This window comes from Phycisphaera sp. (genome assembly GCA_025916675.1).
Lineage (GTDB): Bacteria > Planctomycetota > Phycisphaerae > Phycisphaerales > UBA1924 > JAHCJI01.
In genome coordinates, this window is sequence record CP098402.1 from 693,115 (window position 1) to 707,607 (window position 14,493).

Annotated in this window: 11 protein-coding genes; 3 read left to right on the forward strand and 8 right to left on the reverse strand. The window is 66.3% G+C overall.

Features of this window, described 5'->3' with window-relative positions; translation table 11 throughout:
* Nucleotides 1-53 precede the first annotated feature (53 nt).
* From NCW75_03070 to NCW75_03080, 3 genes are read right to left on the reverse strand one after another with little or no spacing between them, the layout of a single operon-like run.
* A complete protein-coding gene (locus tag NCW75_03070) occupies nucleotides 54-1,403 on the reverse strand; it encodes a 50S ribosome-binding GTPase (GenBank protein UYV13274.1) in 1,350 nt (449 codons plus the stop codon).
* A 9-nt stretch (nucleotides 1,404-1,412) separates the two neighbouring features.
* Complete coding sequence (gene yidC / locus NCW75_03075; protein UYV13275.1) at nucleotides 1,413-3,734, reverse strand: membrane protein insertase YidC; 2,322 nt, start codon at nucleotides 3,732-3,734, stop codon at nucleotides 1,413-1,415.
* A 7-nt stretch (nucleotides 3,735-3,741) separates the two neighbouring features.
* Nucleotides 3,742-4,518 carry a metallophosphoesterase family protein gene (locus NCW75_03080; GenBank protein UYV13276.1) on the reverse strand — a complete coding sequence of 259 codons (777 nt, stop codon included), beginning with the start codon at nucleotides 4,516-4,518 and terminating at the stop codon, nucleotides 3,742-3,744.
* Nucleotides 4,519-4,958: 440 nt separating this feature from the next.
* On the opposite strand from NCW75_03080, the gene NCW75_03085 reads away from it, so the two are divergent.
* Nucleotides 4,959-5,543: an ATP-dependent Clp protease proteolytic subunit gene (locus tag NCW75_03085; GenBank protein UYV13277.1), complete on the forward strand. Its 585-nt coding sequence runs from the start codon at nucleotides 4,959-4,961 to the stop codon at nucleotides 5,541-5,543.
* 71 nt (nucleotides 5,544-5,614) lie between these two features.
* A complete protein-coding gene (locus NCW75_03090; protein UYV13278.1) occupies nucleotides 5,615-6,250 on the forward strand; it encodes an ATP-dependent Clp protease proteolytic subunit in 636 nt (211 codons plus the stop codon).
* Nucleotides 6,251-6,392: 142 nt separating this feature from the next.
* Here the strand turns inward: NCW75_03090 and NCW75_03095 are convergent, their stop codons facing one another.
* From NCW75_03095 to NCW75_03105, 3 genes are all read right to left on the reverse strand, one after another.
* A complete protein-coding gene (locus NCW75_03095) occupies nucleotides 6,393-7,673 on the reverse strand; it encodes a hypothetical protein (GenBank protein ID UYV13279.1) in 1,281 nt (426 codons plus the stop codon).
* A 168-nt stretch (nucleotides 7,674-7,841) separates the two neighbouring features.
* Nucleotides 7,842-9,230, reverse strand: a complete 1,389-nt coding sequence (dnaA, locus tag NCW75_03100) for a chromosomal replication initiator protein DnaA (GenBank protein UYV13280.1) — start codon at nucleotides 9,228-9,230, stop codon at nucleotides 7,842-7,844.
* Nucleotides 9,231-9,438: 208 nt separating this feature from the next.
* The gene (locus NCW75_03105; GenBank protein UYV13281.1) at nucleotides 9,439-10,383 is read right to left on the reverse strand and encodes an MBL fold metallo-hydrolase; all 945 of its coding nucleotides are present in this window, start codon (nucleotides 10,381-10,383) and stop codon (nucleotides 9,439-9,441) included.
* Between the two features lie 131 nt (nucleotides 10,384-10,514).
* Between NCW75_03105 and NCW75_03110 the strand changes: the two genes are divergently transcribed.
* A complete protein-coding gene (locus tag NCW75_03110) occupies nucleotides 10,515-11,339 on the forward strand; it encodes a VTT domain-containing protein (protein UYV13282.1) in 825 nt (274 codons plus the stop codon).
* Here the strand turns inward: NCW75_03110 and NCW75_03115 are convergent.
* Both NCW75_03115 and NCW75_03120 read right to left on the reverse strand, forming a co-directional pair.
* The gene (locus NCW75_03115) at nucleotides 11,327-13,237 is read right to left on the reverse strand and encodes a hypothetical protein (GenBank protein UYV14218.1); all 1,911 of its coding nucleotides are present in this window, start codon (nucleotides 13,235-13,237) and stop codon (nucleotides 11,327-11,329) included. The genes NCW75_03110 and NCW75_03115 overlap by 13 nt on opposite strands.
* Before the next feature lie 399 nt (nucleotides 13,238-13,636).
* Nucleotides 13,637-14,392, reverse strand: a complete 756-nt coding sequence (locus NCW75_03120) for a sigma-70 family RNA polymerase sigma factor (protein UYV13283.1) — start codon at nucleotides 14,390-14,392, stop codon at nucleotides 13,637-13,639.
* Between the last annotated feature and the right edge of the window lie 101 nt (nucleotides 14,393-14,493).

A 14,493-nucleotide genomic window follows, 5' to 3' on the forward strand; every position in this document is an offset into this window, starting at 1 on the left:
ACCCGATCGGCGCTCGGGCGCGAGCCCCGGGTGTGCCAGGATGTCGCTACGGGCTATTTCCCGACGCAGAAGCTGGCGAAGATGCGACCGAGAACCTCGTCGGGCGAGACGCGGCCGCCAAGTTCGCCCAGGGCGTCCAAAGCCAGCCGCATTTCGGCAGCAGCGAGTTCGCTATCGATTGGGAGGCCTCGGGGTGGGTCGTTCGCGACGGCGCTTGCCGCACGCGTGAGTGCCTCGGCCACGCGCGAGGCCAGGGCGTGGTGGCGGGGGAGCAAGCCCGCGCTGGCATCCAGGTGGGCCGTATCGATGGCTTCGGCGAGCGCGAGGCGGAGCGTATCGAGGTTCAGCCCGGTGCGCACACTGACGGCGATGGCACCCGGTGCCTCGGTGCCGATCGTGTCGGCCTTGGTGCGCAGGCGGATGGTATTGGTGGCCGCGGCCGGCGAGTCGAAGCTCCCGCTGGGATCACAGAGCAGCACCACGTCGGCGCGCTCCAACGTGGACTCGATCACGGCGCGCACGCTTGCTTGTTCGTCGGTGTCGAGCGGGAGTTCGGCCAGGTCTGGCTCGCCGGGCAGGTCGGCCAGGTCGCAGTCGATGCGGCCGATGGTGGGGTGGTCGAGGGTGAGCGGCTCGATGATGGCGTCGCGGGTGGCGTGTTCGGTTTCCGAGATGACCGCGCGGGTGCGCCCGAGCAGGGCGTTGAAGAGGCTGGTCTTGCCCGCGTTGGGCGCGCCGGCGAGGACCACCAGCGGGCGCGCGGCGGCGTTCTCTCGACCATGGCGGCCCTGGAGTTCGGCTTCGAGCGTGTCGAGCATGGTGGCCAGGCGGCTGCGCAAGTCGCCGGCGTTGATGGGAACAACGTGCTCCTCTTCGGCGAAGTCGGCGGCGGCCTCGACGAGGGCGAGAGTGGATGCCAATCCATCTACGAGCGTTGCGTAGCGCTGGCCCGATTGGCCGGTCAGGAGGCGGTGGGAGGCTTCGAGTTGCTGGTCGGTGACGGCGGCAATAGTGGCGGCGACGCCCTCGGCCTGGTGCAGAGTCAGCCGACCGTTGAGGTACGCGCGGGCGCTGAACTCGCCGGCCTCGGCATGGCGGACGCTGGGAATCGCGAGCAATGCGCGCACGAGGGCCGCGATGAGCGTGGGCGAGCCGGGTGGCAGGAGTTCGACCGTGTCCTCGCCGGTGTATGAGGCCGGGCCGGGCAGGCGGACGGCGAGGGTTGGAAGCTCGCCGATGGGCAGGCTCAGGCGGATCGGGCCGACGCCGCGTGTGCGGTCGATAGGGGTGGTTGCGAGCTTGTCGATACCGTCGAAGGCGTGCGTGCCCGAGAGACGCACCACGGCGCGCACGCCGGGGGCCATGGGCGTGGCCGGTGTGACGATGGTCGAGCTGGTGTCCATCGCTTTGGGTTAGCGGCGGCCCTTGCGGCGGTTCTCGGTCTTCTTGCGGCGGGCACCCAGGGCGCCGCTGGTGGGGCCCTTGGCGGGCCCCTGGCCCCTGGCGGCCTGGATCATTTCCTGGCGTTGCTGGGCGCGTTCCATGAGGCGTTGCATGAAGGTCTTCTTGCCGGGGTCGCGCTGCTTGGGGGTGAGCAGGTCGTTCTTGTTGATGTGGGCACGGATGTAGCGCATCTCGATGATGCCCAGCGTGGAGTTGGCGATGAAGTAGATCGAGAGCCCGCTGGGCGCGTTATACATGAAGACCGGGAACATGATGACCATCATGATCTTCATCATCTTCTGCTGGGACTTCTGCTCGGGCGTCATGGTGGCGCTCGGTGGCGGCATCATGTACTTTTGCTGGATGAAGAACACCACGCCCAGCAAGAGGGGGAGCAGGTTGATCGACGTGATCAGCCCCATGAGCGGGAGCTGGAATTGCAAGGCCGCCGGCAGCGTGATGGCGCTGTCGGGCTGGGCGAGGTCGGCCAGGAAGGGCCAGCCGCCGATGTGCTGGAAGATGCCGAAGAAGGCCGGCTCGTGGCGCAGCTCGATGGCGAAGTAGAGCGAGGCGTAGAGCGCGATCCAGACCGGGGTCTGGAGGAACATGGGCAGGCAGCCCAGCATGCCGGCGGGGTTGATGCCCTCCTCGCGCCAGAGCTTGGCCATCTCGGCCTGCATGCGTTTGGGATCGCCCTTGAATTTTTCCTGGATCTTCTTCTGCTTGGGGGCCATCTCCTGCATCTGGTGGCTGAACCGCTGGACGCGGATCTGGCTCCACTTGGTGACCGGGTGCAGCACGGTGCGCACGATGAGCACCAGCACGATGATGGCCAGCGCCCAGTCGAAGGTCAGGTAGTCATGGATGTTGTTGAGCAGCCACACCAGGATGTGGGCCAGCCAGGGGAAGGTGCAGACGGCGCAGGGGCCACCGAAGGTGTACTGCACGAGTTGCCGCAGCATCACGGCGTCTGCCGATGGGTTGGCCGAGATGAGTTCACGCGAGAGCGGGCCGCTGTAGATACCCAGCGCGTGGGTCAGTTGCGTTCGCGGCGCGACTTCGTATTTCGGGCTGGTGAGTTCGAGTCCTAGCACATAGTTCGGGCTGTTGGTCCTCGCACTGGGATCCAGCAGCACGCGAGAGACGCGTTCGACCGGGGTGAGCAGCGGGGCCACGTCCGGGGTCGGCTGGCCCTGGGCCACCCCGTGGACCGCGACGCCGAAGTAGCGATTCGTCAGGCCCGCCCAGGCGAGTTGGTGCCCGTTCCTTGAAACGCCGGCCGTGGGCCAGAGTTCCATCGACGCGGGGTAGAGGCCGGTCTGCTTGTTGCGTGGCCCCGACACGTTGGCGATGGTCTTCATGTAGTCGCCGCCGATGACGAAGTGGGGCGAGCCGGGCTCGACGTACCCGAAGCGGACGCGGCGCTTGTCGCCGCCGTAACCCTGGCTTTCCTGGTAGAGCTGGGCCGGGCCGAAGGTGATCCAGCGGATGTCGAGGGGCTGGTCGGTCAGGTTCTCGGCGCTCTGGGTGAGCGTGAAGTCGTGGGACTTGCCCTCTGATTGGTAGTGGCGTTCGAGGCGGGCGACGGGCGTTCCGGTGGCGTCGGCGATGGTGGCCTGGAACCTGCCGGGCTCGACCTGGGTCCATGCGTACCGGGCGTTGCCGTCGAGGTCGGTGGTGGTGTAGACCGAGACGCGCTCGCCGTTGATCTCAACGGCGACGGCGGCAAAGGGCACGATGCGCACCGTCCCACCGGTGGTGGCGAGCGTCCATTCTTGTTGTACCGGAACCGGATCGGCCGAACCGAGCCGGCGCTTGTAGCCGGCCAGTTCGATGCGATGGATGCCCGCGCCGAGGGGCGAGAAGGTGAGTTCGAGGGTGTGGGTGTTTGGGTCGACGCCACCGACCCGCGCGTACGTCGGGGCGGTTCCGCCGTCGCCGGCGGGCAGCACCCGGTATTCGGCTGCTAAAGATGCGGGCGTGTCCTGCGGGGCAGGATCGGGCGAGGCTTCGTCCGTGGATTCGGAGTCTTCCGCCGGAACGGGCGGCTCATCTCCGGCGGCGGGTTGCTCGGGCTCGCTGATGGGCTCGCTGATGGGTTCGCCGGGTTGCTCATCTTGCGACCCGCCCGGCTGTTGGGCTGGCGTTTCGGGTTGGCTTGCGGTTGGGTTGTTGCCCGGATTGGCGCTCTGGCTGCCGCTGATGATGGGCCAGGCGACCAGCAGGCCTACGGCGGCCAGGATGGCCAGCGGAACGAAGATGCGAGCGAGGCTCTTGGTGGGTTCTGCCATGGGTTGTTTACTGTCCGCCGAAGAGGCGATCCCCGAGGTAGTCGTCGATGGCTGCGATGGCCTTGATCTTGGTGGCGGTGTCCTGGATGTCGTACTCGACGCGGTGGAACTCGACGCGGTCTTCGTGGAGCATGGCGTAGCAGGCCCGGGGGTCGCCGTCGCGGGGCTGGCCTACCGAGCCCACGTTGATGATGATCTTCTCGCCCTCGCGGAACTTGAAGCCCGCGTCGCCCAACTCGTCGGGGGGATAAAAATCGGGCTCGTCGGTGAAGACGCCGGGGACGTGGGTGTGTCCGACGATGCAGGCGCCCTCGAAACGTTCAAAGATGGCTTCGAGCTTCTCGGGGGCGTCGCGGACGTCCTTGTCGAAGATGTATTCGTTGATGGGTCGGCGGGGTGAGCCGTGGACGGCCAGCAGCGAGACCTTCAGCGGCGAATCGGCGTCGGCCACGCGGACACGCAGGCGGCCCAGGAAGTTGTATCGCTCGGTGCGTTTGGCCTCGTCGGGCTCGGCATCGAACTGCTCGCGTGTCCAGTAGGCCGAGCCGGCGGCCATGGGGTTGAAGTTCGTGGGTTCGTACAGGACGGCGAAGTCGTGGTTGCCCATGAGCGACCAGGCGCAGCGTTCTCGGACGAGATCGACGCAGGCCAGGGGCTCGGGGCCGTAGCCCACGATGTCGCCCAGGCAGACGATGCGGTCGACGCCCTTGCTCTCGATATCGGCGAGCACCGCCTTGAGAGCGGTGGCGTTCCCGTGCATGTCGCTGATCACGGCGGTCGGCAATGAACAAACCCTCCGCGGGCACGCCCGCTGGCTACATGAACCCCCGCGCTCCCCGCCGGGACCGCAGTGGGCGGGAGTGTACGGAAGCGATCGGCCCAAGGCCATTGGCACGCGGCAGCGCGTGATCGGGTGTTCGCCAGATCCCAATAGTTGGGCCGGCGCGGTGCCTGCCAGAACGGCGGATTATTGGGAACAGCGTGCCGCCCCTTCCAGCCGATATGGCCCCCGGCAGGGTGTGCGGCGACCCGGGGCGAGGCCCCGGGCGCCCCAGGCCCCGGCGGCCGATGGCCTGCCGGTTGCAGCCATGCCGCTTGTGAGCCGATGAGAGGCTTGCGAGGATGCCCCAGATCCGTCCGAAGGGCGCAGGCCCGGCTTGGTCGGTTTTTACCAGGATTCGGGTCGGCCTTAGAGTCGGCTTCTAGAGAGGAGAAGGACCGCCCATGCCCGCATCGGCTGTTTCCTACCAACGCACGCGTGAGATGACCATCGACGAGCTCTTGCTCGAGAACCGGGTGGTGTTCCTGATCGGGGAGATCAACTTCTCCTCGGCCGCCCGGGTGATGATGCAGATGCTGTACCTCGAAGACCAGAAGCGGGGCCAGCAGATCAACTTCTACATCAATAGCCCCGGTGGGGCCGTCGACGACACGCTGGCGCTGTACGACACCATGCAGTTCCTCTCCAGCCCCGTGGCAACGTACTGCATCGGGCGGGCCTACTCGGGCGGCGCGGTGCTGCTGACCGCCGGCGAGAAGGGCAAACGGTACATCCTGCCGCACGCCAAGGTGATGATCCACCAGCCCTACGGCGGCATCACGGGCCAGGCCGAGGACATCCGCCTGCAGGCCGAGCAGATCATCAAGAGCAAGCGGGCGCTGAACGAGATCCTGGCGAACCACACCGGCCAGGATTGGGAGACCATTCAGAAGGACAGCGAGCGTGACCGTTACTTCAGCGCCGAAGAGGCCAAGGCCTACGGCATCGTTGACGAGGTGCTCCAGCACACGAAGAAGGGCGGCGGCTAAGCCGGCGTTCGTTGGAGCCCACTTCATCACCTTGCACGTCGAAGACCACCCCCAGCCGGAGACACCCGCCCATGAGCGTTGAATCGAACTACCTGGTGCCCATCGTCATCGAGAAGACCGGCCGCGGCGAGCGGTCGTACGACATCTATTCGCGCCTGCTTAAGGACAGGATCATCTTCCTGGGCGGGCCGGTGGGCGACGACATGGCCAACCTGATCGTGGCCCAGTTGCTGTTCCTGGCCAACGAGGACCCCGAGAGCGACGTGCACCTATACGTCAACTCGCCGGGTGGCAGCGTGACCAGCGGGCTTGGCATCATCGACACGATGAACTTCATCCAGCCCCAGGTGAGCACGTATATCATCGGCCAGGCCGCCAGCATGGGGTCGGTGATCGCCGCGAGCGGCGAGAAGGGCAAGCGGTTCTGCCTGCGGAACAGCCGCAACCTGATGCACCAGCCGCTCATCGGCGGCATCATGGAGGGTCAGGCGACCGACCTTGAGATCGAAGCCAAAGAGATCATCCGCCTGCGTGAGCGGCTCTACCAGATCTACTCCGATGCCACCGGGCAGACAACCGAGAAGATCGAGCGAGACTGCGATCGCAACCTCTGGCTCGACGACGAGGAGATGATCAAGTACGGGCTGATCGACAAGGTGCTCGACAACATGCCACGCTCGATGGGGCATCAGAAGGACGAAGAGTAAGCCCGAACGGGTGAACGAAAAGCCCCGACGCCACACACGTTGTGGTCGCCGGGGACTGGGAGAAGAGCCGACCCCATGGCTCCGCTCCGAGCACCACAGAGTGCGACGCCTGGGACCTCATGGTTCCGGGCGTCTTGTGTGATTAGCGCGGGGTGCGCTCGTTGCGTTCCTGCTCGGATTTGTCCAAGCGGGCCGTCCGCTCCTCACGCTCGCGGTCGTCGAACATGCGATCATGCTGTGAACGCATGTTGCGATCGGCCTTGGTGTAGGTCGCCTTGTAGATGATGTTGGCGGGGAGCGAGGAGCCGGTGGCGTCCTGACCCTGGCGGTCCCCGACACCGCGATCCCTGTCCTGGTTGTTGGTGCCGCGGTCATCGCCGCGCGAGGGCTGGCCGCCCAGGTCGGTACCACGGTCCGTGGTGCCAGTTGTGGTGGTCGAGCCGCTGTAGGCGGTAACTGTGTAGGTGTCGTTGCCATCCATCCGGAGCACCATGGTCATGTCCTTCATCTGCGTGCCGCTGGTGGTCGTACCACTGCGGTCGGTCGACCGACGATCGGTTGTCGAGGTGGACACGGGCGACGAATCGACGCTCTTAAACACGATGCGGCGGTCCGAACGGTCGAATTTGCCAGTAAAATTATGGATTGTGCCGCTCTGGCCGGTCATGAGGGCAAGGTTGTATTCGTCGCTGTTCTGGTCATACCCCAGGAACGACATGCTCTGGAGGTTGCTGTTGTCCATTTGGCCCATGCCGTCTCGCTCCTGGGCCTGACGGTCGGCATCCCGCTGGGGATTGTTGCCGGCGTCGCGATCCTGCCGGTCGGGCGTGCGGCCGGTCGTGGAACGCGTTGTCGCTCCATCGGCACCGAAGATGCTCTTGGTTTGCAGGATATTGCCGCCCAGGATGGCGTTCGAGCGGGCCATGCCGTCGGCGGAACTCATCTGGCCCGAGCCGCGCTCGCTGCCACGCTCGCCGCGCTCCTGGATGTTCTCACGGTCGCGTCGATCTTGCTCGCGCGTGCCATCTTGACGATCAATCTCGGTGCCCTCACGCTCGATGTCGCGTTCACGCGGGTTGCGATCGGTCCCCTGGTCGGGGTTGGTTGAGTCCAGGCGATCACGGTTCAAACCGGTGCGGTCGGAATCAGTGGTGCCCAGCCGTGAGCGGGTCATGGCGTCCCACTGGGTTCGGTTGACCTGGATGTTGACGTTCCAGATGCCCTCGAGGGATGTGAGGATGTTGTTGGCGGTGGAGCGTTGGCCTTCCTGCCGAGCAGCCCGGCTGGCTTCGCCGAGGCGGTCCCGGCCATCTTGCTGGACGCCGTCACGGCGATTGTCGTTGTTGCGGCTCTGGGCGGTGGCGGTCGTTGCGATCATGGCCAGTGCCATACCACTGACAAGGATGAGTTGTTTGGCTTGCATAGTGATGCTCCCTTTTCTCGGTGTACGCCGGATTGGCGCCAGCTCGGTGTTTCCCGCGTTCGACGCCAAGGCGGCAGTCGTTAGATAAGCATCCCTCGCGAGCGTGGAACCTCGCTGAAGTAGGAGTGATTTTGGATTTATTCTGGTGCGCGAGCGCGCTACCGGGCTCTAGGACCGGCCTGGGGCCGGCGTACGGCCCGAGATGCGGGTTTCCAGCCGGTCGAGTTCGGCGGCAAAATTCGGGTCGGCGTCGCGCAATTCGGCGATCTTGCTGGCCCCGTGCATGACCGTGGTGTGGTCGCGACCACCCAGATAACCGCCGATCTCTTCGAGCGAGTGGCGGGTGTGCTTGCGGGCGAGGTACATGACCACCTGCCTGGGGCGGGCGATGGACCGGGTCTTCTTCTTGGCCTGCAGGTCGCTGAGCTTGACGCCATAGAAGCCGATGGCGGCGTCGAGGACGGCCTGCATCGTGGCACTCGTGGGGGCATCAACTTGGTCGGGAGCGTGGATGGTCTCGCGGGCGAGTTGGAGGTCAACCTGGCGTTCGTCAACCGAGGCGCGGATCTGGAGGTTGGTGATCGCGCCCTCGAGCTCGCGGATGTTGGTGTCGATGCAGGCCGCCACGTGCTCGGCCACGCCCTCGCCAAGAGCAAGCCCCCGCAGGCGGGCCTTGGTCTGCACGATGGCGATGCGGGTCTCGTAGTCGGGCGCCTCTACGGATGTGACCAGCCCCCATTTGAAGCGGCTGACCAATCGGTCTTCGAGGTCGGGGATGTCTTCGGGGGGCGCGTCGGAGCTGAGCACGATCTGGCGGTTGGTCTGGTAGAGCGCGTTGAAGGTGTGGAAGAACTCTTCCTGCGTGCGATCACGCTTAGCCAGGAAGTGGACGTCGTCGATGACGAGCATGTTGACCTGGCGGAACTCGTTTCGGAAGTCGCTCATGCGGCCTGCCTGGACCGATTCCATGAACTGGTTGGTGAACTCGTCGCACGAGACGTACTCGATTGTCCAGTCGGGGTGCTGGGCCTTGATGCGGATGCAGATGGACTGGAGCAGGTGGGTCTTGCCCAGGCCGACGTCGCCGTGGATGAACAGCGGGTTGTAGCGGCGGCCGGGCTCTTCGGCGACGGCCTGGGCGGCGGCGTGGGCCAGACGGTTGCCCGGGCCCACGATAAAGTTGGCGAAGGTGTTGTCGGCGTTGATGGCCAGTTGCCGGGCGATGCGGGCCGGCTGGGGGCCCTGGCCGGTGGGGCCGACGAAACGGACGTTCACGAACTGGCCCGAGGCCATGCGTGCGGCGTCGGTGAACGGGCGGCTGCACTCGCGGTCCATGTGGTCGCGCTGCACCTCGCTCGCGCATCGCACGACGAGCAACCCCGAATCGAGGGATGTCGGTTCCAGTTCCTCGAACCAAACGCGGACGAGGGTGGGGTGCTCGGCCTGCACGGTGACCAAGGCCTTGGCCCAGAGGTCGGTAGCCTCGCGGCGGCTCAGGGCGCCCTGACGGTCTTCTGGTGTGCCGTTGCCCGAATTCGCCGCCGAAACAAAGCCCATGCATGACCCCCTGTCCCGCGCGGGTGAACTTGTCGTGGCGGGCGCAGAACACCATACCCCCGCCGATCGCCGCAAGTGTATTCACGGAGGCGGATGGTCTTGTTCTTCCGACCGCTCCAACAGACGCGGGGATCAAGATACCACAATTACCAGTCGGTGTCAACCGGAGTTGTACACCGCGCCGGAACAATTGGCTCTGGCGCGTGCGTCAGGCTTGCTCGGTGGGCTGCTGAGAATTGCTTGCTTGTTTTTCTTCCGACTGCGCGACGATGCGTTCGTACTCCTGCCGGTTCGCACGGTGGTCCATCAGCACGCGTACACGCGCGAGCTGCTCGGCGTCCAGGCGTTCTTCGAGGGCTTGGCGGACATCACCCAATTGCGTGCGGCGCGAGATGTGGCCCAAGACGAGCATCTGACATTCGAGCAGGGGTAACCACTGCACGATGTCGTCGATGTGCATGTGCATGCCAATGCGTGAACGCTTGTGGTGGCCCTTCTCGAAGAACGTGCATTCGGCGATAACCACGCGGGCGGCCCGGATGTCGGACCGCAGCAGGTGGGATCCTGGTAGGGTATCGCCTGTGTATGCCACTAGGGGCACCTCAAAGCTGCGGGTGATCTCCTCGCCCCGCTTCTTGAGCTCGACGAGCTTCTCCTGGGGTAGGCCCACGTACTCTTCCTTCAGCTTCGTCCGCTGCTCGTAGGCGACATAGCCCATCGAGGGGGCCGTGTGCTCGGTGTGGAAGCCGCGGAGGAAGTGATTGGGCTTGAGTTGGTGGCTCTGGCCGTCTTCGAGCGGGACGAGCTCGTATGGCGTGCGCTGGCGTTCGAGGCCGACGTAGCCCTCAAGCATCTGCCGGAGGTCGCCCTGGATGCGGGCGTCGCAGACGATCGTGCCGGTGCCCATGCCCTGGAACTGCCGCTGGCTGAGGTAGTACGCGAGCCCGCCGATGTGGTCCATGTGGCCGTGGCTGAGGGCGCAGATGGGGCTGGCGAGCATGGGCCGTGGGCAGGCACCCATGTCGAAGCACACGTCGAGCTCGGGCACCTGGATGGCGGTCGCCTCGCCGGCGATGGAGATGCCCTGGATGCGGTAGGGCGGCGAGTAGATGAATCCCAGTGAGGGCTCACGCGGAGGGGGCTTGGGCAACATGGAACGGGGGAACCTCGGCCCGATGGGCTGGAAAGGCGCTCGGGCGGCCGGTGGGCCGTCGGGCGCGGGTTTCTCATCAACGATCGAGCGTAGGCCCAATCACGATGGGGCAGGGTCGCGTACGCTGGGCCATGACGACGCCCGAACAGCCCGAGAGCCGAGCCGCGGAACCGGTTGAGACCCAAACCGGCGACAAGCCCAAGGAGGGTCTTTTCGCGTTCTTCAAGCGGCTGGGGCCGGCGGGGTTTCTTGCACTCGCGTGGACGGCGATGCCGCCACTTGGCGGGTTCCTGCTTCTCGCATACATCGGGGACATCTCGGATTGGTTGCAAGCGCATCAGACAGAGGGGATAGTGCTGTACGCGGTGATCTTTATGTTCAGCGCGGGGTTTGGGGCTCTGCCGACCTACTCGCAGGCGTTGCTGGGTGGATGGGCGTTCGGGCCCGTGGTGGGCTTCCTGGCGGCTTGGGCCGGATTCGCCGGGGCGTCGATCGTGGGCTACACCATCGCACGCACCGTGTCGCGACGGCGTGTTGAACGCATGATCGAGGAAAATCCCAAGGCGAGAGCCGTGCGCGATGCGCTCATAGGCCACGGCATGCTGCGAACGACGGCTATCGTGGCGCTCCTCCGCGTGCCACCGAACTCGCCCTTTGCGCTCACAAATCTGGCGATGGCGGCTTCGGGTGTCAGGCTCGTGCCGTATGTCATCGGGACGGCGCTCGGCATGGCCCCGCGTACGTTTGCCGCGGTGTGGCTCGCCGCCGAGGGCGCCAAGCGGGGCGACAATCTCGTGGACTTGTTCAAGCGCGACACGCTGCAGATCGTGATCGCACTAGCGGTCACGTTTGCCGTGCTCGGCGTAATCGGATTCATTGCCAAGAAGGCGCTGGCCAAGGTCACCGAGGCCCAGCCGAAGCCCGTCGATGCCGTCGAGCCCGATCAGGGAAGCTGACGCAAAGCGCGGAGGATGGATTCGCCAGCGTCGCCCTTGGCCCGCATCAGGGGATGGGCGATGGTGGCGTCCCGCTCGTCGGCGGCGATCCAGTAGAGCGCGTCGACGCCGTGGTGCTCGTGGACCCAGGCCTTGAGCTTCTTCGAACCGTGGTCCGACCGGGGGTCTGCCATGCCCAGGTCCGCACGGAGGTGGGCCAGCAGATCGGTGACGTGTTCGAGCTCACCCTCGTCGGCGTTGTGGGCGTCGAGAACCTTGACACCAGCGGCTCGCAGGGCGGCCAGGCGGTGCTCGAGCATCGCGCGCTCTTCGAGCGAGAGGCCGGTGGCGTCGCGGATGACCAGGAGCGTGCCGTCCATGCCGTGCTTGGTGGCCTGACCGACGGCCTGGCGGAGCTTGACGGCGAGTTCGGCGGGAGATTCGAAGCGACGGGCGTGGTCGGGCGCGTCGGGGGCTGGAGGTGCGGTGATGACGCGCCGGCCTCCTTCGTAGGGTGTGCGATCGTTCGTCGTGTACCCGATCGTGATGAGCGCGGCGGCGACGGCGGGCAGCACCACGAGGATGATGGCCAGGCCGATGCCGAAGCGCGCACCACCGGACTTGTGGCCCTTGCTTGTGAGGCCGCGGCGGCGCGCGTGGGCGCGATTTCGGCGGTCATGGGCGCGCTGGCGGGCGGCGGCGACCTGCTCGCCGGCCCGGCGCTTGCTGGTGTTGCCGGGCATGGGCGGGGCGCTGGCCCGCACGAAGGCGGGCGCGGGTGTGCCAACGCTCACCGGCACGTCGGCCATCGGGCGATTGGGGTCGTCGCTGCTGACGGTGAAGCTGCCCGACCACCAGTTGAGCACGCGGATGTGCGCTGGCTTGGGCTTGGCACTTGCGTCGGCCTTCTCGTCGGGCATCGGCGGCGGCGGCGCGTGGTGGGCGACCGGTGAGACGGCACGAGGATCGTCGACCTGATCGGCATCCATCGCCGACGCGACGGCCGAGCCGCCGCCCATGCTGGGCAGTTCCGCGGGCTTGATGGCGAACATGTCTTGCGAGGCCAGCACGTGCTGCACGTCGGCGAGCATCTCACCGGCCGAGCGGTAGCGCTTGTCGTAGTCGGTCATGGACCGGCGGACGATCCAGCGGATGGCCTCGGGGCACGGCTGGCTGATGCGGCTAAGCCCGCCGTGGGCCGGGAAGCTGTTCTCGACCATTGAATAGAGCACGGCTCCCGCGCCGTACACGTCGAAGCGTTCGCCGTCGACCTCGTTGACCTTCACGCCGCGGAGGGCCATGCGGACCATCTCCGGGTCGCGGAAGTACTCGGTGCCGTGGGTGGTCAGGGTCATGGCCGAGCGGAGGTGGGTGATGAGCCCGAAGTCGACCAGGCGGGCGCGATCGCCGTCGACGATGATGTTGTCGGGCTTGACGTCCTTGTGCCACAGCCCGCCGGCGTGGTAGGCGGCCAGGGTGTCGAGCAGGTCACGCGAGTATCCGAGCACGGTGCGCATGTCGCGCTTGCTCAGGCCCTTGGCGCCGGTCATGGCGTGCATCTGCTGGGTCACGCGCGTGAGCGACTCGCCTGGCGCGTAGCGCATGACGTAGAAGAACCGCTCGTCGGTGAGCTGGTGCTCGAGCACGAGGCCCATCTTGCGGGCCGATTCGAGGCTGCGGCTCTCGCGGACGATCTGCGGGAGGCTCGAGCCCTCGCGCAGGTGGAACGACTTGATGACGACCTGCTCTACCTCACCGATGCCCTGGCGCAGGAACGAGCCGCGCTTGCGCTCGTCGGGTGTGGCCAGGTAGAGCTTGCCGCCCGAGCCGCCGCCGGGCAGCGAGCCGGTGACCTGGTAGCCCTCGAACGCGCCTGTGCGGCGGCTTGGCTTGTCGGGGCCCGGCGCGGCCGCGACCATTTCTGGCAAACGGCGCTCGATCCCCTCGGTCAGCGGAGTGAGGCAGAACAGCCGGGCGGGGTGCCCGATGACAAGACGGTAGAGGGCGGCGCCGAACGTGCGGACCTCGCCGGCCACGCCCTTGCCGAAGTGCCCTGCGGCCGACCAGCGGCCGATGATGATGTTGGCGACCACCAGCAGGCTGAGGATGGGCACCATGATGAGGATGCCGATGAGGCGCAGCACGTCGCCGATCATGCCGAAGACGAACGTGAACACCTGCTTGATAATGAAGATGAAGCCCTTGAAGAGGAAGGCGATGATGACGACCGCCGCCGGGATGAGCAGCAGGATGGCAATGATCAGCAGCAACGGGGTGGTCATCTGGGGCCTCCTAGCCGACCGGGGGGAGGTTTCCGGTCAGCCTTCTAACGCCGCCTGTTCGTCCTTCTGGCGGAGCTCGGCCTGCCGGTGGTAGATCTCGGCGATGGCCTCGTCGAACAGGTCGTCGTCAGCCTTTGTCGGATTGAGGTCGAGCCCGTTTCGCGCGGCTTCGTCCAATTCGTCCTCTGTGAAGCTGAATTGCTGGACCATCGCGCGGGATCGCAGGCGGACCATGTCTCGGACCTTGGCCAGGCGTCGGCTGACGGTCGGCTCGCTGACACCGAGCTGGGCGGCCACGTCGCGGCCGGTGGATCCGTCCAGGACGCGCATGCGGTAGATGGAAAAATCGACAAACTCGGCCTCGTGCTCGACGGCCCGCAGGGCGGCCTCGATCTTGGCCCGGAAGACGGAGGCCTCATACTCGGCGTCGGCCCCGACGCTCGAGGGCATGGTGGCCCAGCGTTCGTCAAGGGCCACGGCCTTCTTGCCCGAGCCCCGCTTCTGGGCCATGCGGCGGTCGATCTCGTCGCCCAGCACGTGCTTGGCGATGGCCAGCAGCCACGTGCTGAACCGGGCCCCGCGGCTGGGGTCGTAGCGGTCGATGGAGCCGCTCAGGGCGGCCAGGGTCTCCTGGGAGAGGTCGCGGACGGTCTCGACGCCGATACGGCCCTTGCCCCAGCGGGTGAGCTGGGTGCGAACGACCGGGCCGAAGGTTTCCCACAGCTCGAACCAGGCGGCCTCGTCGTTGTTTCTGAGTCGCCCGATAAAGTCTGTGGTGACAGAATGCAGCATCCACGAATCCCCTGAGTCCTCTTGCTCGGCGGGGCGCGATGGAACGCTCGCCCCCCTCCATTATGACGCGCTTTCGGCGTTCGTGGTTCAGAAACCGGCCT

Coding starts and splice junctions, on each gene's coding strand:
- NCW75_03070 (UYV13274.1), bottom strand. CDS start 1,403: ATGGACACCAGCTCGACCATCGTCACACCGGCCACGCCCATGGCCCCC.
- yidC (UYV13275.1), bottom strand. CDS start 3,734: ATGGCAGAACCCACCAAGAGCCTCGCTCGCATCTTCGTTCCGCTGGCC.
- NCW75_03085 (UYV13277.1), top strand. CDS start 4,959: ATGCCCGCATCGGCTGTTTCCTACCAACGCACGCGTGAGATGACCATC.
- NCW75_03090 (UYV13278.1), top strand. CDS start 5,615: ATGAGCGTTGAATCGAACTACCTGGTGCCCATCGTCATCGAGAAGACC.
- NCW75_03095 (UYV13279.1), bottom strand. CDS start 7,673: ATGCAAGCCAAACAACTCATCCTTGTCAGTGGTATGGCACTGGCCATG.
- dnaA (UYV13280.1), bottom strand. CDS start 9,230: ATGGGCTTTGTTTCGGCGGCGAATTCGGGCAACGGCACACCAGAAGAC.
- NCW75_03105 (UYV13281.1), bottom strand. CDS start 10,383: ATGTTGCCCAAGCCCCCTCCGCGTGAGCCCTCACTGGGATTCATCTAC.
- NCW75_03110 (UYV13282.1), top strand. CDS start 10,515: ATGACGACGCCCGAACAGCCCGAGAGCCGAGCCGCGGAACCGGTTGAG.
- NCW75_03115 (UYV14218.1), bottom strand. CDS start 13,237: ATGGTCGCGGCCGCGCCGGGCCCCGACAAGCCAAGCCGCCGCACAGGC.
- NCW75_03120 (UYV13283.1), bottom strand. CDS start 14,392: ATGCTGCATTCTGTCACCACAGACTTTATCGGGCGACTCAGAAACAAC.